Below are 22,023 nucleotides of genomic sequence, written 5' to 3' on the forward strand. Positions count from 1 at the left end.
AACAAAAATATCAAATGAGCGTTTTAGTTAATAAAAATTCTAATATCATAGTACAAGGTTTTACAGGTAGTGAAGGAACTTTTCACGCAGAGCAAATGATTGAATACGGTACTAATGTAGTAGGTGGTGTTACACCAGGAAAAGGTGGTCAGACTCACTTAGGTAAGCCAGTATTTAATACAGTTTCTGAAGCTGTAGAGAAAGTAAATGCAGATACGACTATAATTTTTGTGCCGCCAGCTTTCGCTGCTGATGCTATTATGGAAGCTGCAGATGCAGGTATTAAAGTTATTATTACAATTACAGAAGGTATTCCTGTTGCAGATATGATTAAAGCTGCAGATTATATTAAAAATAGAGATTGTCGTTTAATTGGTCCTAATTGTCCAGGTGTAATTACTCCAGGAGAAGCTAAAGTTGGTATTATGCCAGGTTTTGTTTTTAAATCGGGTAAAGTTGGTATCGTTTCTAAATCTGGTACATTAACTTACGAAGCTGCCGACCAAGTTGTAAAACAAGGATTAGGAATTACAACTGCAATTGGTATTGGTGGAGATCCAATTATTGGTACAACCACAAAAGAAGCTGTTGAATTGTTAATCAATGATCCAGAAACTGAAGCTGTAGTAATGATTGGAGAAATTGGAGGTCAATTAGAAGCTGATGCTGCACATTGGTATAAAGAAAGTGGAAGTAAAAAGCCTGTTGTAGGTTTTATTGCTGGTGAAACTGCTCCTGCTGGTCGTACCATGGGACATGCAGGTGCTATTGTAGGTGGTAGTGATGATACTGCTCAAGCTAAAAAAGCAATTATGAGAGAATGCGGAATTCATGTTGTAGATTCTCCTGCCGAAATAGGAAAGAAAGTAGCTGAAGTATTAGGCTAATCAATTTCACATAAAACTGTTAAAAACCTTACAAAATCTTGTGAGGTTTTTTTATTTCTTGCAATTTGTAATTGGTATATTTGAATAGGCCTTTGTGTCTTTAAAGTTAAACTAACTAATCGAAATTTTATATGAAACTATTAGAAGGAAAAACGGCAATCATAACTGGCGCAAGTCGTGGTATTGGTAAAGGTATTGCAGAAGTATTTGCTCAGCATGGTGCTAACGTAGCTTTTACGTATAGCTCTTCGGTAGAAGCCGCAAATCAATTAGAAAAAGAATTAAATAATCTAGGAGTTAAGGCAAAAGGTTATCAAAGTAATGCTGCAAATTTTGATGATGCACAAAAATTGGCGGAAGATGTTTTAGCAGAATTTGGTGCCATAGATATTTTGGTAAATAATGCAGGTATTACAAAAGATAATCTTTTAATGAGAATGGGAGAGGAGGACTTTGATAAAGTTATTGAGGTAAATCTTAAGTCTGTTTTTAATATGACTAAAGCCGTTCAGCGTACAATGCTGAAACAACGAAAAGGCTCAATTATAAATATGAGTTCTGTTGTAGGTGTAAAAGGTAATGCAGGACAAACAAATTATGCGGCATCTAAAGCCGGAATTATTGGTTTTTCTAAATCTGTAGCACTAGAATTAGGATCACGAAATATTAGAAGTAATGTGATTGCACCAGGATTTATTGAGACTGAAATGACTGCCAAGCTAGATGAAGAAACTGTAAAAGGTTGGAGAAGTTCTATTCCATTAAAACGAGGTGGTACACCTGAAGATATTGCGAACGCTTGTGTGTTTTTAGCAAGTGACTTAAGTGCTTATGTTACAGGTCAGACTTTGAATGTTGATGGTGGTATGTTGACATAATCTGTCATTCCTGCGTAAGTAGGAATCTCATGATTTTTCACTTAAACATTAAATGAGTACAGAAACAATAATATACATAACAATTGCTGGATTAGCAGCGCTTTTATTAGCGCTGTTTCAGTATATATATAAATCTAAAGTTAAATCTAACTTAAAATATTTTTTAACTGTACTCAGAACGATTTCAATTTTTAGCATTTTACTTTTACTAATCAATCCTAAATTTGAATCGCTAACTTTTTTTGATGAAAAACCAACACTAGTTGTTGCTGTTGATGATTCAGAATCTATTTCTTACTTAAAACAAGATGAAAGTGCGGGTAATATTATAAAAGCTCTTGAAGAAAATGCAGAGTTAAATAATCGCTTTAATATAGAAACCTATAGTTTTGGTAAATCAGTTAGGAGTTTAGATAGTTTAATTTTTAATGAACGTCAATCAAATATATCACAAGCCTTAAAGAGGTTTGGTGAAGTTTACGATAATGAAACCGCACCAATTGTGTTGTTAACCGACGGAAACCAAACTTATGGTTCTGACTACTCATACGTCGCAAAAGGTATAAAACAACCTATATACCCAATAATTTTAGGTGATTCTACGATATATTCAGATTTAAGTATTAAGCAGCTTAATGTTAATCGTTATGTGTTTTTAAAGAATAGATTCCCTGTAGAAATTATTGCCAATTATAGTGGTTTAGAAGCAATAACAACTGAACTTAAAATTTGGTCCGGTAATTCAGTGGTTTTTAGAAAAATGCTTCAGTTTGATGCTTCTAAAACATCTGAAATTATCTCAACTTCGCTTAATGCAAACAGTGTTGGAGTAAAAACCTATCGTGTAGAGTTAGTGCCTATAGCAAATGAGAAAAACATAGTTAATAATACTAAGAATTTTGGTGTAGAAGTTATAGATCAGAAAACAAATATTGCACTAGTTGCAGACCGATTACATCCAGATTTAGGAACATTAAAAAAATCTATCGAGAGTAATGAGCAGCGTAGCGTGTCCATTTTAAAACCAAAAGATTACTTATCTAGTATTAATGATTTTCAATTAGTTATATTGTATCAGCCAAATAGTAACTTTAATACTGTTTTAGAAGAAATTAAAGCGCAAAATCTAAACACATTTACAATTACTGGCGCAACAACAGATCTAGAATTTTTAAATAATACCCATTTAAAACTGTTCGCTACTGTAACAAATCAGACTGAAGATTACCAACCAATTTTAAACAGAAATTATAATACGTTTATTGTAGATAATATTGATTTTGTCGATTATCCACCGTTAAAATCTGAGTTCGGTGGGTTAGAATTTTTGGCACCAACTGATGTCATTTTATATAAATCTATAAACGGGATAAAAACAGACGATGCCATGTTGGCAACTTATGAGTTTAACAATATGAAGCATGCTGTTTTACTGGGTGAAGGCATTTGGAGGTGGAGAGCACAGGCATATTTAGATACAGAAAGTTTTGCAGATTTCGATAATTTTATCGGAAAGCTCGTTCAATATTTAAGTTCTAATAAAAAGAGAAAACGTATTAATGTAGATTATAAATCCTTTTACAATGGTAATGATGATGTTAGTATTTCAGCACAATATTTCAACAAAAATTATGAATTTGATGCTGAAGCTTCGTTAAGTATTGTTCTTAAAAATGCAAACAACGATTCCACTAGAGAGTTCCCTATTTTACTAAATAACGGCAATTATACTGTAGATTTAAGTGGTATAGAAGCTGGTGAATATAACTTTACAGTTAAGCACAATTCTGAAGCCATAGCTACTTCTGGTAGTTTTCAAATTTTGGAATATAATGTAGAACAGCAATTTTTAAATGCAGATATCGACAAACTAAAATCTTTGGGAAAAAATAGTGAAGGCGGAGCTTATTTCAGTACGGAATATAATAGTCTTATTAAAAGTTTAATTTCAGATAACAGATATGCAACTATACAGAAAAGCACTAAAAATATCGTACCTTTGATAGATTGGAAATATCTACTCGGTTTAATAGCGTTGAGCCTTTTTATAGAGTGGTTTATTAGAAAATATAACGGATTAATTTAAAAACAAAAAAATGGAAAAATTACCAAAGATTGGATTGCCAATTTTAATTGGAGTAATAATAGTAGTTATATTAATTGCTAAATCATTAGTAACGATAGGGCCAGGTGAAGGTGGTGTTTTGTTTGAGCCACTTGGTGATGGTATCAATACAGAAAGAACTTATGGAGAAGGGTTTCATATAGTAGCACCATGGAATGATATGATCGTTCAAAAAGTACGTCAGCAATCTATTTCAGATAATATGAATGTACTTTCTGTAAATGGTTTAGATATTACTGTAAGTGGAACTATATGGTATCAGCCTGAGTTTAAAAACTTAGGGAAATTAATTCAAACCAAAGGTGAAGATTATGTTAGAGAATTATTAAGTCCTGCAATTAATGCAGCAGCCAAAAGTGTTGTAGGTCGTTATACACCAGAGCAATTATACTCTAGTAAAAGAGATATTATTGAGCTAGAAATTTTAGAAGAAGTAAGGCAAGAACTAGATGGACAATTTGTAAATGTTAAACGTGTCCTTGTAGAAAATGTTAAGCTTCCTACAACAATTAAAGATGCTATTGAGCGTAAATTAAAGCAGGAGCAAGAATCATTAGAATATGAATTTAGACTTGAGAGTGCAAGAAAAGAAGCTGAAAAAGTAATTATTGAAGCAAAAGGTAAAGCAGAATCAAATAGAATTCTTAGCGCTTCGTTAACGGATAAAATTCTTCAAGATAAAGGTATAGAAGCAACGGTAAAATTGTCTGAGTCACCAAACAGCAAAGTCATTGTTATTGGTTCTGGTGATTCTGGAATGCCAATTATTTTAGGAAATCAATAATTTATAGTCTAAATATTAAAAATATCTTAAAAATTATAATTCGTACATTATTTGTTAGGATTAATAATTTTAATTTATCGATATTTGTACTAACAAAAGAACAACATGGTATTTATTCAATTACATCATCATTTTCATATAATCGCTCAAGCGAGGTGAAAGTGTATTGAATAAAATCAAAATATATTTTAAAAACCCGTTTGAGAATTCAGACGGGTTTTGTGTTTTTTTAACTCAAATGAATTCTTAGACATAACTAAAAGTAGAAAATGAGTAAACTAAAAATTGCTGTTCAAAAATCGGGTCGCCTTCACGATGATTCTATGAAAATTCTAAAAGAAATCGGAATTTCAGTTGACAATGGTAAAGATCAACTTAAGGCATCAGCCCGAAATTTCCCATTAGAAGTTTTTTATCTTAGAAATGGTGATATACCACAGTATTTAAGAGATGGTGTTGTAGACGCTGCAATCATAGGCGAAAATGTGCTAATAGAAAAAGGAAATGATCTTACTATTGTAGAGCGTCTTGGATTTTCTAAATGTAAAGTGTCTATTGCTGTACCTAAATCATCTAAGGCAAACAGTTTAAAAGACTTAGAAGGCAAACGTATAGCAACTTCATATCCAAATACTGTTAATCAATTTTTAGAGAAAGAACATATAAAGGCCAATCTTCATATCATTAATGGTTCTGTTGAGATTGCACCAAATATTGGTCTCGCTGATGGTATTTGTGATATTGTTTCTAGTGGAAGCACCTTATTCAAAAATGGATTAAAAGAAGTTGAAGTGCTTTTAAAATCCGAGGCTGTTTTAGCTACTTCGCCAAAAATATCAACGGATAACCAAGCGTTAATTGATAAGATTCAGTTCCGTTTAAAATCCGTTTTAAAAGGACGAGAAAACAAATATGTATTGTTAAATGCACCAAACGACAAATTAGAGCAAATCATAGATATTCTTCCAGGTATGAAAAGCCCAACAGTTTTACCCTTAGCACAAGAGGGTTGGAGTTCTATTCACTCAGTAATCAATAAAAATGACTTTTGGAATGTTATTGACGAGCTAAAAGCTAATGGTGCAGAAGGTATTTTAGTATGTCCAATAGAAAACATGGTATTATAGTATGAAACTATTTGAAAATCCAAATAAATCAGATTGGTCAGAATTACTAAAACGACCGACACAAACTGTTGAAGATATTGAGATAATTGTAAATCAAGTTTTCGAAGATGTTTCAAAAAATGGTGATAAGGCTGTCGAAAAATATACTAGTAAGTTTGATGGTGTAACACTTCAGAATACCATAGTATCTCAAATAGAAATTTCTGATGCTGTCGCAAATATTCCTGAGGAATTAAAACAAGCCATTCAACTTGCAAAATCTAATATTGAGAAATTTCACAGTGCCCAAAAAACAGACAAGGTTTTTGTTGAAACCATGAATGGAGTAGAGTGCTGGCAAGAAAAACGACCTATCCAAAAAGTAGGTTTATATATTCCAGGTGGCACAGCACCATTATTTTCAACGGTTTTAATGTTAGCTGTTCCTGCTCAAATTGCAGGTTGTAAAGAGATTGTTCTGTGTTCACCACCTAATAAAGAAGGGAAAATTGCTAACGAAATTTTATACGCTGCGCAATTATGTGGAGTGACTCAAATTGTAAAAGTTGGTGGTATTCAAGCTATTGCTGGACTCACATTTGGCACAGAAACGATTCCACAAGTTTATAAAATATTTGGACCAGGAAACCAATTTGTAACCGTTGCAAAGCAATTGGCAACCAAGTATGGTGTAGCTATTGATATGCCTGCAGGTCCAAGTGAATTGTTGGTAATGGCAGATGAATCTGCTAATACTGCTTTTGTGGCATCCGATTTATTGAGTCAGGCAGAACATGGAAAGGATAGTCAGGTGATATTAGTGACTACTTCAAGGAGTTTCGCGGATTTGGTTTCGGCAGAAGTAGAAAAACAATTAGAAGGGTTACCGAGAAAAGATATGGCAAAGATTGCCATTTCTAACTCTAAATCTATTGTGGTCGATAATTTCGAAACAGCTTTAGATCTCATTGATAGGTATGGACCAGAGCACTTTATTGTTGCTACTAATGATAATGACTTCTTTGTAGAAAACATAAGCAATGCAGGTTCTGTTTTTATTGGCAACTACACACCAGAAAGTGCTGGTGATTATGCTTCAGGTACCAATCATACCTTGCCAACTAATGGGTTTTCAAAAGCATATTCTGGAGTTAATTTAGATAGTTTTCAAAAGTCTATGACCTTTCAGAAAATTTCAAAAATAGGTATTCAAAATATAGGAACTGCTATAGAATTAATGGCAGAAGCTGAAGGATTACAAGCGCATAAAAATGCGGTTTCATTACGATTAAAAGATTTGGAGTCATGAATATAGATAGTTTAATTAGAGATAATATAAAAGCTCTTAAACCATACTCTTCAGCTAGAGATGAATTTAAAGAATTCTCTAGTGATATTGTTTTCTTAGATGCAAATGAAAATCCATTCGAAAATGGAGTAAATCGCTATCCAGATCCACAACAACTTTCAGTGAAAGCGAAATTGTCTGAAATAAAAAATATAGCAAACGAGCATATTCTTTTAGGAAACGGGAGTGATGAAGTCTTAGATTTAATATTCAGAGTTTTTTGTGAACCCAATAAGGATAACATAATAACTTTGCCACCAACGTATGGTATGTATTCAGTTCTTGCAAATACCAATGCGGTAGGTATTAAAGAAGTGTCGTTAAATGAAGATTTTCAGCCAAACGTTGATGCTATTCTAAAAACAGCAGATGCAAATTCAAAGTTGCTATTCTTGTGTTCGCCTAACAATCCGACGGCAAATAGTTTTGATGCAAAAAAAGTTGAAGATTTAATAAGAAAATTTGAAGGCATTGTTGTTATTGATGAAGCTTATATAGATTTTTCAAATCAAGAAAGTTGGCTAAGTCGATTAAATGAATTTCCAAATCTTATAGTCACTCAAACATTGTCTAAGGCTTACGGAATGGCAGGCATACGCTTGGGAATCTGTTTTGCTTCCGAAGAAATTATAAATGCTTTAAACAAAATTAAGCCACCATATAATGTTAACCAATTAACACAAGCCAAAGCGTTTGAAAGGCTTATTAAAATTGATGACGTTAACAAAGAAATTGAGGCAATTTTGAATGAGCGGAAGCGATTAATAGAAAAGCTTAATTCGATTTCATTTGTTGAACAAATTTTTCCATCTGATGCTAATTTTGTTTTAGTAAAAGTTGATAATGCAACTGGGCGTTACAATGAACTTGTAAAAAAAGGAATCGTGGTAAGAAATAGAACCAATCAACCTGGTTGCGAAAATTGTTTACGTTTTACGATTGGGACGGAAAAAGAAAATATGAGGTTAATAGAAATATTAAAAAAAATGTAAAAGTGTTTGTCATTCCTGCGAAAGCAGGAATCCAATTAAAAAAATAACCAAAATAGATTCCTGCCTACGCAGGAATGACAGAAAATATGAAGATACCAGTACTATTTATAGACAGAGACGGAACCTTAATCAAAGAACCTGCAGATGAACAAATCGATTCATTTGAAAAATTAGAGTTCTACCCAAAAGTATTTCAATATTTAAGCAAAATTGCTAAAGAACTGAATTTTGAAATCGTAATGATTACCAATCAAGATGGTTTAGGGACAGATGTATATCCAGAAGATACTTTTTGGCCAGTACATAATTTTGTTCTCAAAACTTTTGAATCGGAAGGTATAATTTTTAAAGAACAATTTATCGATAGAACCTTCGCAAAAGATAACGCTCCAACACGGAAACCAAATACAGGTTTATTAACCAAGTATTTTTCTGAGCCTTATGATTTAAAAAATTCATTTGTTATTGGAGATCGACTTACAGATGTTGAACTAGCCAAAAACCTTGGATCAAAAGGCATCTTTATTAATGACAATACCAATTTAGGAACAGATGAAGTTACAGTAAGTAATAATGAATTAGAGCAGTATATTGCTTTAGAAACAAATGATTGGGAAGAAATTTATAGGTTTCTAAAATCTACAGAACGTGTTGGTAGCATAGAGAGAAATACCAACGAAACCAAAATTAAAATCGATTTAAATTTAGACGGAACAGGTAAAAGTAGTATTGACACAGGGATTGCTTTTTTCGATCATATGTTAGATCAGATTGCACGTCATGGTCAATTAGATTTAAACATAAAGGTTGATGGTGATTTAGAAGTAGATGAGCACCACACTATTGAAGATACTGCTATTACTTTAGGTGAAGTATTTGCTACAACATTAGGTAATAAATTGGGTATAGAGCGTTATGGTTTTTCATTACCTATGGATGATTGCTTGGCGCAAGTTGGTATTGATTTTGGAGGAAGAAACTGGTTGGTTTGGGATGCCGAATTTAAACGTGAAATGATAGGCAAAATGCCAACAGAAATGTTTTACCATTTCTTTAAATCCTTTACTGATGGTGCTAAGTGTAATCTTAATATAAAAGTTGAAGGCACCAATGAACATCATAAAATTGAAGCCATCTTCAAGGCCTTTGCAAAAGCCATTAAAATGGCTGTTAAGCAAGATGTTGAGAAGATGATTTTGCCTTCTACAAAAGGAATGCTTTAATTAGGGTTTGTCATTCCTGCGAATGCAGGAATCCACTTTGAAGTATTGAATAATTAGATTCCTGCTTTCGCAGGAATGACAATAAATGGCCAATGAAAATAACAATAGTAAATTACGGAGCAGGAAACATAAAAAGTATTCAATTTGCTTTTCAAAGATTAGGTTTTGAAGCCGTTTTAACGAATAGCCCTGAAGAGATAATAAAATCTGATAAAGTAATATTTCCCGGAGTAGGTGAAGCTAGCACAGCAATGATAAAGTTGAAGCAAAGTGGCTTAGATGAGTTAATACCAACTTTAAAACAACCTGTTTTAGGAATCTGTTTGGGTATGCAATTAATGTGCAATCATACCGAAGAAGGAAATACACCAGGTTTAGGAATTTTTGATGTCAACGTAAAACGTTTTTCTAATAAGGTAAAGGTGCCACAAATGGGTTGGAATACCATTTCAAATCTGAAATCCGATTTATTTAAAGGAATAAAAGAAAAAGAATACATGTATCTTGTGCATAGTTATTATGCCGAACAGTGCGATGAATCCATTGCAACATCAGATTATGATCTAGAATATGCATCAGCATTAGAGAATGATAATTTTTTCGGAGTACAATTTCATCCTGAAAAGAGTAGTAAAGCAGGAGAGCAAATTTTAAAAAACTTTATTGAATTATAAGATAAAGGTCGCTTTTACATGTTAGCACATCGCTAAAAGATAAAAGCCAAAAGCCAAAAGCTAATTATATGAGAATAATACCAGCCATAGATATCATAGAAGGAAAGTGCGTACGTCTTACAAAAGGCGATTACGACACCAAAAAAATATACAACGAAAATCCCTTAGAGGTTGCCAAAGCTTTTGAAGCTTCAGGTATTGAATATCTGCATCTTGTAGATTTAGATGGAGCTAAAGCGAAGCACATCGTAAATTATAAAGTGTTAGAATTACTAGCTTCAAAAACAAATCTCAAAATTGATTTTGGTGGAGGCTTAAAATCTAATGAAGATTTAAACATTGCATTTAATTCTGGTGCAAAACAGATTACAGGAGGAAGCATCGCTGTAAGTGATAGAACCACTTTTGAAGGTTGGTTATCTAAGTATGGAGCGCAAAAAATCATTTTAGGTGCAGATAGTAATGATGGAAAAATAGCGATAAACGGTTGGCAAGATAATAGTAAAGAGGAAGTGATTTCTTTTATAAAAGATTATCAAAGAAAACACATTCAATATGTTATTTGTACCGATATATCTAAAGATGGTATGTTAGAAGGCCCTTCAATTGAGCTGTATAAAAAGATAATAGACGAATGCAGTAATAGTAGTGGAGCACAATCTATAAAATTAATTGCTTCAGGAGGTGTTTCAGAAATAAATGATTTGGAGGATTTAAAAACTATTGGTTGCGAAGGAGTCATTATCGGAAAAGCTATATACGAAAACAGGATAAGTTTAAAGGAACTAGAACGATTTATTTAATATGCTCACAAAACGTATAGTCCCTTGTTTGGACATTAAAAATGGAAGAACTGTTAAAGGTGTCAATTTTGTAGATTTAAGAGATGCAGGCGATCCTGTAGTATTGGCCAAACAGTATGCAGAATTAGGAGCAGATGAATTAGTGTTTCTTGATATTGCTGCAACACTCGAAAATAGAAGGACTATGCACGACATGGTTTTAAAAGTAGCAGAACAAGTTAATATACCCTTTACAGTTGGTGGTGGAATTTCATCAGTTGAAGATGTAGATGATTTATTGCATTGTGGTGCTGATAAGGTGTCAATTAATTCTTCTGCGGTAAAACGACCAGAACTAATTAATGAACTTTCAGATAAATTCGGAAGTCAGTGCGTAGTGGTGGCAATTGATGCCAAAGAGGTAAACGGTGAATGGTTGGTGCATTTAGCGGGAGGAACAATTCCAACAGAATTAAACCTTTTTGAATGGGCTAAAGAAGTAGAGCAACGTGGTGCTGGTGAAATATTATTTACCTCGATGAATCACGATGGTACCAAAGCCGGTTTTGCAAATGAAGCTTTAGCCAAATTATCTAGCCTAGTTAACATTCCTATAATAGCATCTGGTGGAGCTGGTACAATGCAACACTTTGTAGATACTTTTAAACAGGGAAAAGCTGATGCTGCATTGGCTGCGAGTGTGTTTCATTTTGGTGAAATCCCAATTATAGAATTAAAAAAAGAATTAAGAAAAAATAATATTGAAGTACGATTATGAATGTAGATTTTAATAAAAATCCAGATGGTCTTGTGCCGGCAATAATTCAAGATGCAACTACTAATACTGTATTAATGTTAGGCTACATGAATGCTGAGGCGCTTAAAAAAACAATAGAAACCAAATTGGTTACTTTCTTTAGTAGAACTAAACAAAGGCTTTGGACCAAAGGGGAAGAAAGTGGTAATGTTTTAAATTTAGTTGATATAAAATTAGATTGTGATAGTGATTCTTTATTGATAAAAGTCAACCCAAAAGGACCAACTTGTCATAAAGGAACAGATACTTGTTGGAATGAAACTAATGAAGCATCTTATGGTTTCATTTCAAAACTTGAAAACACCATTACATCTCGAATAAAAGCAGGTGAATCCGAGAAGTCTTATGTAGCATCTTTATTTGCTAAAGGAATAAATAAGGTAGCTCAAAAAGTAGGAGAGGAGGCAGTAGAAGTAGTTATAGAAGCTAAAGATAATAACGACGAATTGTTTTTAGAAGAAAGTGCTGACTTATTATTTCATTATTTAATGTTGCTGCAGGCTAAGGGTTATAAATTAAATGATGTGGTTGATGTTTTAAAAAGTAGAGAGAAATAAAAACTGCCACTAAATTTATTTAATGGCAGTTACTCTAATGAATAAAGAAAGTTTAATCGTGCATTAGAACCACGTTAACTTTGTTTTTTTTATGTTATTTATTAGCATCTATAATTTCTAAAGTTTGTTCCAGCCAGTCTCTATTAAAATCTAACTGAAATTCTGGTGTTATTCCTTTTCCTTCATAAGCTATGTATTTATGAAAATTCATATCTGTTGGTGTCATGTTGAAGTATCCTGAAGGTGTATTATAATTATATCCGTAATTCATTCCATAAGCTATAATACCTCGAGTAGTTTGTCCTAAATGCGTGGCGTTTTTGTTTTTTAAAAGTTTTAACGTGAATTGTTCTCCATTACTTCCTGCAAAGCAGTTAGTTATTACATATACATTTTTGTCCTTTATTAATTGAAGAAAGGAATCTGAGAATTTTTTATTTCCACCACTATTGCTTCTTAAATCAACAATGATATTCTTAGCAGTTAGTTTGTCTTTAGTATCGTTATAGAATTTTATTAATTCTCTTTTCTTACTATTACTAAACGTTTTAAAATAGAGGTACTGTGTGTCCTTATTAATTTGACTAAACGATGCCACTTTAACATCATTATCAACAAACTCGTAATTTAGATTATTGCCTTCTTTCTTATAAGACCAAATACGACCATTTTCAAAAGACAGACTTTTTACAAAACCTGGTATTTTAGTGTCAACATTATAATAATAAAAGTTGTATTTATTGCCTTGGGTGTGTGTTGCATAAAATCTAATATCACCAGTTTGCCAATGCTCTAATTCTGTTTCTAAAACAACACCTATAAGATCTTTCTTATTTTCTGAATAATAAATACCAATTCGCTCTTTCTTATTATAGTTGTAGACGCCTTCTAAGTCATCTAAATCTTTTTGACTTAATTCTTCAGTTAACTCAGAAATATCATAACTAGTCTTAGGATGCTTATTAATGTTTTCTTTAGCACTATTAGATTTATTAACTTGAAGCGAGGCATGAACATCATTAACCAAATTCATCTGCTCTAATAAAAGTTTATAGCAATCTTCTACTAATATTGGCTGTTGCATTTTAGCTGATACACGATTGTAGGTATTTAAGAACTCTGTTGTTTTCCCTCCTTTAATCTGCTTTTTATAAGAAGGCATTTTTTTCATTTTATCGACTATGAAATCTAAATCGGTTTTACAGTCACAAGTTTCTGATTGTGCAGTAATTGAAATAGTCCCAAATAAAAAAAGGAGTAGTAGTAAGAATAAATTTTTCATCATTAAGTATTTTTTGTGATTAAACTTTCTGAATCAAAGATATTTTACAAGCTTGTATTATATCAATTATAATGAGTGTTTGGGGCGAAATAACCTTATTATGTGGTAGAATTTATTGAAGCTTTAATAGCTGTCTGATATGTTTTTGAAATAGGAACGATAATATTATGACTAAGAATTACATTGAGCTTTCCATTATCCGTTTTCCATTGCTGAAAATGATATGGATTTATAAGATAGGAGCGGTGTGCTCTTAACAGCTCCGAGAATTCATTATCAATAACTGAAAGTTTATTGCGAATCAATGTTTTTTTTAAACTATCTCCTGAAAGATAAAAGACTTCTATATAATTGTCGGAAGATTGAATACAGATAACATCATTTAATTGCAAACGTAAACCTTCGTAATTGCCCTCACCACTAATCTCAATTTTTTGATCTTCTAATTGCTTTTCATGATACTTTCCAAATGCAAATCTTCCGATTAATACAATTGGTAGTATGGTAAGCATTGCTGGTAAAATGATTGCCCTTATATGATACCATAATGTATAAGCATTAGGATTCCAATCGATAACAATGTGCAAATAAAATAGCCTTAAAACAATAATGCCAATTATAATAAATGATAACGTAAAAGCAATTTCACTGGTTAGAAACCATTTCTTATTTCTTTTTCGATATAACCAATTCTGTAACGGGAGATTAATAAAGTATAAGATAGTTCCTAGTAGACCATAAGCAGGTAAATAAATAAGTTTCTCTTCATCGCTAAATTCATTAACATCTAAGGGTTCTGTAAAATATAGGAATACAAAAATCCAAATTGCTAGTACTAAACCAATAATAGCATGGTGCTTTAACAAAGGATCAAATGGGTAACTTCTTTTCAATAGAATTTTTTTTTTAGAAACATAAAAATAAGTATTGCTTTTGGAATCATCAATAAATAACGCTCTTGCTAAAAAAGTATAATCGTCGCTAATTTTTTATTTATAGAGATAACTTACGATTTTATACTAATTCTTTATATACTTGGTTGACTATTTTATAATTTTTTCATTTATTTTTTGACAAACCTAAGACGGATAATTTTGGTAAAATAGCAACAACCTAAATACACAATTACATAAAATTTTAGAAATATTTCTTCATTTTGGTGTAATCGGTTGTGTAAAACACTGATTTTAAATATCTATTTTTAATAAAATGCGTTCAAATGTGATTTTTGGCTTAAAAAGCGACTTGTACTTCGTCGATTAAAAATACTTTTAAACGACAATAAATGAATTTTATCGAAAAATTAAATTTTTAATCGATAAAATTTGAATTTAATCGGTTAAGAAATAAGGTTTTATAAGTTTGCTTAAACAATTTTTTTTAACCAAACTATAATCCTAAATCTTATGAAAAACTTTACCCCTACTTTAGTTTTTTTATTCAGTTTGTGCATTTTTAATTTATCAAAAGCACAAGAAAACTTTGGATACAATATCCAACAAAACAATCACAATGACCCTCTAGATTATTTAGAAGATAATTATAATACAGAGAGTGATCTACCTCCAAATTTAAACGAAGAAAATTTTAGTAGATTTTCTTCCATTGAATATACTTTTGACGGTAGTTGGTCACCAGCTAATCCTATTGGACTAGCTACATCATTAGATGATATAAAAATATTGTCTGGCAAGGCTAGTATTTCCGCTAATACTATTTGCAATAATTTAGTTGTTGAAGCTGGAGCATCTCTAACAATTTCCGCAGGTGTTACTCTAACAACAACGGTTGTAGATTTATATTCTAGTTCTACAACTTATTCTAATCTCATATCTGATGGTACAATTATTGGCGTGGTCAATTATCACAGGTATACAGCGCAAATTGGTACAAATGATTTAATTTCATCTCCGCTAGATGGTCAGTTGTTTGAAACATTTGCTTTAACTAATAGTGATAATTTGGCTAGTTCTAGTTTTATTAGAGCATTTGCACCTTATGTTACTTCAACAGGGTCGTACCAAAATTATAGTGTAATTACAAATTTGCTTACGCCAATTGAGTCTGGTATAGGTTATAGAGCAGCTACAACCGATGGAAGCGCTTTAACATTTACTGGCCAGGTAAGAACTACTGATGTTTTAGATATACCGATATCAGATGCAACGGCTGGTGGTGCATGGAATTTAATTGGAAATCCTTACGCTTCCTACCTCGATTTTGCAACGTTTTTTGAGTTAAACAAATCAGAACTTGAAAACACGTCTTTTATGGCTGTTTATGGTTATGATGGAAATGCTTCAGATGGTTGGACGGTTTGGAACCAAGCTACCATAGACTCTCCAGCTGTAACCGAATTAATTGCGCCAGGACAGGCCTTTTTTGTAAAAGCAAAAACGGGTGGTGGATTAATTGATTTTACTACTGATATGCGTACCATAGGTTCATCTGATGATTTTATATTAGGTAGACCACAACAATCACCACATTATGGTTACATAAAATTAGATATTGAAGCGGACGATTCTAATTTTGAAACGGATATTTATTTTAATAGTAATGCATCCAAAGGATTTGATACTGGGTATGATGCGGCACTATATGGACAAACGCCACCTTCATTTTCAATTTACACAGAACTTGTTGAAAATAATACAGGTGTACCATTTGCCATTCAAGCGCTAAATCCTGAATCTATGGATGATGTTGTAATTCCATTGGGCCTTAATGTATCTCAAGGACACGAGGTAACTATTAGCAAAATTGCTGGTGATTTACCCGAAGACATAAATGTATATATAGAAGACACTGCAAATAATACATTTACTTTAATAAACACTAGCGATTATGTATTTACGGCAACCGAAGATCTATCTGGTGTAGGACGTTTTTACGTTAGGTTTGAAAAAAATCTACTTGGAACAGTTGACACTCATTTAAATGAATTAAATATTTATTCTGATAATTCAAATAAAACGATTGTTGTTGCTGGTCAACTTCAAAATAATGCAGCTACCAAACTATATGATGTTAATGGTCGTATGGTGATGTCTACTTCGCTAAATTCAAATATGTTGAGCCAAGTAATAGATGTAAGTCATTTAACTACTGGTATTTATATTATTGAGATAGACAATGAAATAAATGGAAATTATACACAAAAGCTTATAATTAAATAATAACCCTTTTTTAAATATATAATTAAAAGCAGCCATAATAAGTAATTATGGCTGCTTTGCTTTCAGTAAATGTAATAAATTGATGTTTTCGTATTAAAGTAAAGGAAAAAGTAAATTCCTTCTAATACATAAAGTGAATCATATAAATCTAAATATTGCTTTTGGTTTTTACAAGAAAATAGCGTTCTTGCTGCTATGTTTGATAAACGTTACTATTATCTTATAAAAATTCAATATTTAGGCTACCGGTTTCATGGTTGGCAAAAACAACCAGATGTAAAAACAGTGCACCTTATGATTGATCGTACATTGAAATTTATACTAAAAGATGTACGATTTAAAACCTTAGGTGCTGGTAGAACTGACGCTATGGTTTCAGCTAATGAAGCCGCTTTAGAGTTGTTTATTTATAATGAGCCAATTGAAAATTTTGAAGTTTTCTTAGAGTTATTCAACCATAATTTACCACAAGATATTAGAGCTTTATCGATTATTGAAGTAGATAAGAAATTTAATATTATACAAGATTCTAAAATAAAAGAATACCACTATGTGTTTTCTCAAGGTCAAAAAAACCATCCCTTTTGTGCACCAATATTAACAACTATTTTAGAACCATTAGATGTTGATTTAATGAACGAAGGTGCCAAGCTATTTGTTGGTGTTCACAATTTTAAAACCTATTGTTATCGTGCCACAGACAAAGGTGAATACTTTAGAACAATAGAATCCTCAGAAATAATAGATAATGACTTGTATGTAGCAAATTTCTTTCCTAAAAATTCTTACGTTTTTAAAGTACGAGGTAAAGGGTTTATGCGAAATCAAATTAGACTAATGTTTGGGTGTTTAATTAAACTTGGTAGAGGTGAAGTAACACTTCAATATATAGAAAACACATTAAAAGCCGAAAGTAAAGAAGTGATGGATTATATAGCTCCAGCTTCTGGCTTAATTTTACACTCAGTTGATTTTGAATAAAAAAAGGAATTAGTACATTATACTAACTCCTTTATAAATTTGGTTGGTTATAACTTATTTTATCCAGCCATTTCTAGCCGATCCTCTAGCAAATAATATTAATAAAAGTGCAACAGCAGGAATAGCTATTGCCATTGATAATTCAAATGCATTGATGGTTAAATTCATATCTGCATAAATATCATTTAAAATATAGTTATGCAATACTTGTCCTAAGACAGCTATAAATGATATTATAAACATTGGTTTTGCCCAAGTCTTTCTCATTAATAAAAATATGCAGCCCAAAAGGCCAGTAAAAACAGCTAATGCATAACATGCTGTATACCACGCAGGGAAATCTAGTAATTGAAACGCTTGTTGCCTTTCATCTAGTTGAGAAATCATTTCATCTGTCATATAAGCATCAGCTATATATGCCATAACTCCCATTCCATTCCAGATTAGTGCAACGACACTTATAATCCAAAACCAAATAGGTGGTTTGCTCATTGAATTTGTCATAAAAAGTTGATTTAATTAGTTAGTATCGGCATCTAAAATGTACCAATTTATTCAACAATTTATGAAAAATTATAAGAAACACTAATTTCAGTAAGAAATTAGTTAATGAAAAGTTGGGAAATAAAATTAACCTACAACGTGTAATTTCGGATTCTTATCAACGAATTTACCATCGACAGATTCTCCTAAAATAAGAACTTCTTTAGAACGTTCGTACATTTTTATCGCACGATGCATCTGTAATTTAGTTCCGCTATAAAGTTTTACGCCTGATTTTGAGCCTTTGTTTCTAATCTCAATATAGTAACCGTCTTTGAGTTTTGTTGGTCTTGTTGCTGGTCTACCCATAAAAGTTAATGTGTGTTTTAAAAGTAGTGCATAATAGTAAAAAATCTCACAACACACAAGTTAATTCAAAACAAAATATACAATATTAATTATGTTATTTTTTTTAACATCCATATAATAACTTAACATAATTTTATGTTAAGCTCATCCTTTAATCGTTAAACCTTGTTAAGTCACTTGACAACTCTTGTATGGCCATTATATTAAGAACAGAACGAAAATACAAACCAATAAAAATTAGAACAATAGTTATGAGTTATTTAAACATTAGAGACGAAAAATCATTATCAACTGTTGTAGAACTAAACACTTTATTAGCAAATTATCACATTTATTATCAAAACCTAAGAAATTTCCATTGGAATGTATTAGGCGAGAATTTTTTTGATTTGCATAATAAGTTTGAAGAACTCTATACGGATGCAAGATTAAAAATAGATGAAATTGCAGAGCGTATATTGACTTTGCGTTATCATCCTATGAGCCATCTCAAAGATTACCTCAATACAGCATCCATTAAGGAGGCAGCGTCTAAATTAACTGATAAGGAAATGGTTAAAGTAATATTAGACAACCATTCTGTTTTACTTAAGCAAATGTCAGTGGTAATAGAAAATGCCGAGAAATCTAAAGATGAAGGAACCATAGACTTAATTGGTGCATATATTAGAGAGCTAGAGAAAAGTAGTTGGATGTTAGATGCGTTTTCAAAAGAAACGACATCGCAATTAAATGTTAGCGTTATGTAATCTTGTATTTATCCTAAAAAAAACAAAGAGTATTAATAACAAACATTAAAAACAATGAAAGAGCAATTTAGTACAGCTTTTGGAAATCTAATAGATAAACTTCAAGGCTGGTTTAACACAACAATAGAATACATACCAAACTTTATTTTAGCAATTTTAGTGATGATTACGTCCTATTTTGCTGCTAAATACATTAGTAAATTTGTAGGAAAGTTAGTTTCTAAAAAAATAGAACAAGCATCAATTAAAAATGCAATTGCCAGAGTCAGTGCAGTTGTTGTAGTAGCCTTAGGTTTATTTATAGCACTAGGTGTTATGAATTTGGGTAAAGCCTTAACATCATTATTAGCAGGTGCAGGCGTTGTAGGTTTAGCAATAGGTTTAGCCTTACAAGGTACTTTGGCAAATACATTTGCCGGACTTATTTTATCCTTTAGAAAGAAAATACAAATTGGAGATTGGGTAGAGACAACTGGCTTTGCGGGTGAAGTAATGGATATTAATCTTAAAGATTTTACCTTAAAGGAATCGGACAATAATATTGTTGTAATTCCTAATAAAACAATCTTAGAAAACCCATTAAAAAATTACTCTTTAACCACAAGAATGAGAGTTTTTATAGAGTGTGGTGTAGGTTATGAATCTGATTTAGAAATGGTAGAGGAACTTACCAAAAATGTTATTGCTAACACCTTTGAACAAGTAAAATATGCAAATGATGTGGAGTTTTATTATACCGAGTTTGGTGGAAGTTCTATTAACTACTTATGTCGTTTTTGGATAGATGCAGAAAGTATGCTCGAAAAAATGCGGGCAAAGACAAAAGCTATTATAGAAATAAAAAAGGCTTATGATAAAGAAGGAATTAATATTCCATTTCCAATTAGAACACTTCAATTTGATAATAAGCTAAGTGTAAAATCTAGTGATTTGCATCAAATGGCCTCCAAGAATTAGAATATGCGTTAACATGTAACGCAAAAGAGCAAAGATGTGGCTTTAATCTAAGATATCTTTGTACTGTAAGGTTCTGAAAGACAGAATGCTTCATTAACATTAAAACTAAAAATTATGTTACGTTGGACAATCACATTTGTAATAATTGCAATAATAGCTGGAGTCTTAGGATTTGGCGGAATAGCAGGAGCCTCTGCAGGAATTGCTAAAATATGCTTCTTTATATTCTTAATCCTATTTGTATTATCTCTTTTTAAAGGGTTAGTCAAAAAATAGTATTGAGAACCATAATATATTAATCACAAAAAAATAAAACAATGAAAAAATTATCATATTTATTTATCGCATTATTTAGTCTAAGTTTAATAACAACGAGTTGTAGAGAAGAAAAATCGACTGGTGAAAAAATAGAGGAGGCAGTAGATGATACTGGAGATGCTATAGAAGATGCTGCTGACGAAGTTGAAGATGCAGTTGATGACAATAAATAATTTTCACAATAATTATAATACCAGAAAGCCATCTAATTAGATGGCTTTTTTTACTTTTATAGAAACTAAAGAAATATGAGCTACAGCATACCTAAAGAAGCACTTTCCTTTTTTAAAAAATTAGAAAAAAACAATGATAGAGATTGGTTTAATGAACATAAACCAGAGTTTAAAGCTATTGAGGCAAAGGTGAAAGCCGCTTATAATCATTTAGGAGAATTAATGAACGCTCATGATCAAATAGAAAAAATAAAAATGTTTAGAATATATAGGGATGTACGTTTTTCTAAAAATAAGCAGCCTTATAAAACGCATTTTGGCGGTTCTTTTGCTAGAAAAAAACCAGAGTTAAGAGGTGGCTATTATTTGCACATTCAACCTAATAACGAGTCTTTTATTGCTACAGGATTTTGGCAACCTAGCAAAGAGGATTTGCTGAGAATTAGAAAGGAATTTGAAATGGACGATAGTGAAATGAGAGCTATTTTAAAGGATAAAACTTTTAAAGTTACTTGGGGAGATTTTGTAGGTGATGAATTAAAGACGGCACCAAAAGGCTTTGATAAAGAGCATGCTGCTATAGATCTAATTCGCAGAAAACAATTTATTTTTACTAAAAAATATACAGATCGAGAAGTTGTTGCTGATGGTTTTTTAGAAGAGGTTAATAAATCATTTAAAGATATAAGACCATATTTTAATTATATGAGTGATGTTCTAACAACAAACTTAAATGGAGAATCGTTGCTTTAAAATTAATCTAAACAGCAATTAAAACCTCTGGTTTAACAAAAGCCTGTACACTATCTATTAAACGTTCCTTTACAATATTCATCATACGTTTATTAAGTGCAGAGGAATTCTGAATATATAACTCATATTCTTCAACAGTAAACTGACCTATTATCATTCCTTTTATGGAATTTCTAAACTTCATGTCTTTTTGTATGGAATTATCAATATAGGCTAATTGCTTAGGTAGTGACAAATCATAAAATACATTTTTCCTTTTAGCTATGTAATTATTAAAAACTGCTATCAGTAAATTATGCTGCATTTTTATTATTGGTCGCAAAGTTTTATTCTGAAATAATTCATCGCTACCCATTGAGTCATAAATTTTTGCAGATTCTATAATTGGTCTTATAGCGAGTAGGTCTTCAGTTCTAGAAGTCATATACAGATTATTAACGGGTTAATACGGAATTAAATTTAGGTATTAACAAAGCATATATGCCTAAAGACTAAATATGTTGTTAACTTGGTTATTAACAATACCAATTTTTATATTCATTTTTCTAATCTTATTCAATTTAAAATGTGCCTTTAAATCTTATCTTTGAATAAAATCATCGCTTA

Annotated in this window: 24 protein-coding genes; 19 read left to right on the forward strand and 5 right to left on the reverse strand. The window is 31.6% G+C overall.

From position 1 onward, the window contains the following. Positions 1–14 precede the first annotated feature (14 nt). From sucD to hisIE, 12 genes are all read left to right on the forward strand, one after another. On the forward strand, positions 15–887 hold the full coding sequence (sucD, locus tag H8K90_RS07640) for a succinate--CoA ligase subunit alpha (protein WP_186845376.1): 873 nt from the start codon (positions 15–17) through the stop codon (positions 885–887). Between the two features lie 131 nt (positions 888–1,018). Next, a complete protein-coding gene (gene fabG / locus H8K90_RS07645; protein ID WP_186845377.1) occupies positions 1,019–1,765 on the forward strand; it encodes a 3-oxoacyl-[acyl-carrier-protein] reductase in 747 nt (248 codons plus the stop codon). 52 nt (positions 1,766–1,817) lie between these two features. Next, positions 1,818–3,851: a VWA domain-containing protein gene (locus H8K90_RS07650; RefSeq protein ID WP_186845378.1), complete on the forward strand. Its 2,034-nt coding sequence runs from the start codon at positions 1,818–1,820 to the stop codon at positions 3,849–3,851. Between the two features lie 10 nt (positions 3,852–3,861). Further along, entirely contained in the window at positions 3,862–4,674 is an 813-nt protein-coding gene (locus tag H8K90_RS07655; RefSeq protein WP_186845379.1) for a prohibitin family protein, read from the forward strand. Between the two features lie 269 nt (positions 4,675–4,943). Next, positions 4,944–5,801 (forward strand): ATP phosphoribosyltransferase, encoded by an 858-nt coding sequence (gene hisG / locus H8K90_RS07660; RefSeq protein ID WP_186845380.1) that lies wholly within the window; start codon positions 4,944–4,946, stop codon positions 5,799–5,801. A gap of 1 nt (position 5,802) precedes the next feature. After that, a complete protein-coding gene (gene hisD, locus H8K90_RS07665) occupies positions 5,803–7,089 on the forward strand; it encodes a histidinol dehydrogenase (protein ID WP_186845381.1) in 1,287 nt (428 codons plus the stop codon). Next, the gene (gene hisC, locus H8K90_RS07670) at positions 7,086–8,120 is read left to right on the forward strand and encodes a histidinol-phosphate transaminase (protein WP_186845382.1); all 1,035 of its coding nucleotides are present in this window, start codon (positions 7,086–7,088) and stop codon (positions 8,118–8,120) included. The genes hisD and hisC overlap by 4 nt, the downstream gene beginning before the upstream one ends. 86 nt (positions 8,121–8,206) lie before the next feature. Beyond that, complete coding sequence (gene hisB, locus H8K90_RS07675) at positions 8,207–9,343, forward strand: bifunctional histidinol-phosphatase/imidazoleglycerol-phosphate dehydratase HisB (protein ID WP_186845383.1); 1,137 nt, start codon at positions 8,207–8,209, stop codon at positions 9,341–9,343. 92 nt (positions 9,344–9,435) lie between these two features. Beyond that, on the forward strand, positions 9,436–10,017 hold the full coding sequence (hisH, locus tag H8K90_RS07680) for an imidazole glycerol phosphate synthase subunit HisH (RefSeq protein ID WP_186845384.1): 582 nt from the start codon (positions 9,436–9,438) through the stop codon (positions 10,015–10,017). Between the two features lie 68 nt (positions 10,018–10,085). Then, positions 10,086–10,820, forward strand: coding sequence for a 1-(5-phosphoribosyl)-5-[(5-phosphoribosylamino)methylideneamino]imidazole-4-carboxamide isomerase (gene hisA / locus H8K90_RS07685; protein WP_186845385.1), 735 nt, complete (start codon positions 10,086–10,088; stop codon positions 10,818–10,820). 1 nt (position 10,821) lies between these two features. After that, complete coding sequence (gene hisF / locus H8K90_RS07690) at positions 10,822–11,577, forward strand: imidazole glycerol phosphate synthase subunit HisF (RefSeq protein ID WP_186845386.1); 756 nt, start codon at positions 10,822–10,824, stop codon at positions 11,575–11,577. Next, positions 11,574–12,173, forward strand: coding sequence for a bifunctional phosphoribosyl-AMP cyclohydrolase/phosphoribosyl-ATP diphosphatase HisIE (hisIE, locus tag H8K90_RS07695; RefSeq protein ID WP_186845387.1), 600 nt, complete (start codon positions 11,574–11,576; stop codon positions 12,171–12,173). Before hisF ends, hisIE begins: the two co-directional genes overlap by 4 nt. A 94-nt stretch (positions 12,174–12,267) precedes the next feature. Here hisIE and H8K90_RS07700 read toward each other — a convergent pair whose 3' ends face one another. Together H8K90_RS07700 and H8K90_RS07705 are read right to left on the reverse strand one after the other, a co-directional pair. Then, a complete protein-coding gene (locus tag H8K90_RS07700) occupies positions 12,268–13,458 on the reverse strand; it encodes a S41 family peptidase (protein ID WP_186845388.1) in 1,191 nt (396 codons plus the stop codon). A 95-nt stretch (positions 13,459–13,553) separates the two neighbouring features. Continuing rightward, positions 13,554–14,348, reverse strand: a complete 795-nt coding sequence (locus H8K90_RS07705) for a LytTR family DNA-binding domain-containing protein (RefSeq protein WP_186845389.1) — start codon at positions 14,346–14,348, stop codon at positions 13,554–13,556. 513 nt (positions 14,349–14,861) lie between these two features. On the opposite strand from H8K90_RS07705, the gene H8K90_RS07710 reads away from it, so the two are divergent. Continuing rightward, positions 14,862–16,634 (forward strand): T9SS type A sorting domain-containing protein, encoded by a 1,773-nt coding sequence (locus H8K90_RS07710; protein WP_186845390.1) that lies wholly within the window; start codon positions 14,862–14,864, stop codon positions 16,632–16,634. Positions 16,635–16,829: 195 nt separating this feature from the next. Next, complete coding sequence (gene truA / locus H8K90_RS07715) at positions 16,830–17,615, forward strand: tRNA pseudouridine(38-40) synthase TruA (RefSeq protein WP_186845391.1); 786 nt, start codon at positions 16,830–16,832, stop codon at positions 17,613–17,615. A 54-nt stretch (positions 17,616–17,669) separates the two neighbouring features. Here truA and H8K90_RS07720 read toward each other — a convergent pair whose 3' ends face one another. Together H8K90_RS07720 and H8K90_RS07725 are read right to left on the reverse strand one after the other, a co-directional pair. Next, positions 17,670–18,119, reverse strand: coding sequence for a hypothetical protein (locus H8K90_RS07720; protein WP_186845392.1), 450 nt, complete (start codon positions 18,117–18,119; stop codon positions 17,670–17,672). Positions 18,120–18,245: 126 nt separating this feature from the next. After that, positions 18,246–18,467: a hypothetical protein gene (locus H8K90_RS07725; RefSeq protein WP_008271622.1), complete on the reverse strand. Its 222-nt coding sequence runs from the start codon at positions 18,465–18,467 to the stop codon at positions 18,246–18,248. A 251-nt stretch (positions 18,468–18,718) separates the two neighbouring features. Between H8K90_RS07725 and H8K90_RS07730 the strand changes: the two genes are divergently transcribed. The 5 genes from H8K90_RS07730 (at position 18,719) to H8K90_RS07750 (ending at position 21,417) form a co-directional block, all read left to right on the forward strand. Then, a complete protein-coding gene (locus H8K90_RS07730; RefSeq protein WP_186846172.1) occupies positions 18,719–19,216 on the forward strand; it encodes a Dps family protein in 498 nt (165 codons plus the stop codon). A 54-nt stretch (positions 19,217–19,270) separates the two neighbouring features. Then, on the forward strand, positions 19,271–20,173 hold the full coding sequence (locus H8K90_RS07735) for a mechanosensitive ion channel family protein (protein WP_186845393.1): 903 nt from the start codon (positions 19,271–19,273) through the stop codon (positions 20,171–20,173). A 114-nt stretch (positions 20,174–20,287) separates the two neighbouring features. After that, positions 20,288–20,449 (forward strand): DUF1328 domain-containing protein, encoded by a 162-nt coding sequence (locus tag H8K90_RS07740; protein ID WP_186845394.1) that lies wholly within the window; start codon positions 20,288–20,290, stop codon positions 20,447–20,449. 41 nt (positions 20,450–20,490) lie between these two features. Beyond that, positions 20,491–20,664 carry a hypothetical protein gene (locus tag H8K90_RS07745; RefSeq protein ID WP_186845395.1) on the forward strand — a complete coding sequence of 58 codons (174 nt, stop codon included), beginning with the start codon at positions 20,491–20,493 and terminating at the stop codon, positions 20,662–20,664. Between the two features lie 75 nt (positions 20,665–20,739). Then, positions 20,740–21,417 (forward strand): DUF2461 domain-containing protein, encoded by a 678-nt coding sequence (locus tag H8K90_RS07750; RefSeq protein ID WP_186845396.1) that lies wholly within the window; start codon positions 20,740–20,742, stop codon positions 21,415–21,417. Between the two features lie 7 nt (positions 21,418–21,424). Here H8K90_RS07750 and H8K90_RS07755 read toward each other — a convergent pair whose 3' ends face one another. Further along, entirely contained in the window at positions 21,425–21,841 is a 417-nt protein-coding gene (locus H8K90_RS07755) for a glyoxalase (protein ID WP_186845397.1), read from the reverse strand. Positions 21,842–22,023: the final 182 nt, after the last annotated feature.

The organism is Winogradskyella echinorum (genome assembly GCF_014297365.1).
Lineage (GTDB): Bacteria > Bacteroidota > Bacteroidia > Flavobacteriales > Flavobacteriaceae > Winogradskyella > Winogradskyella echinorum.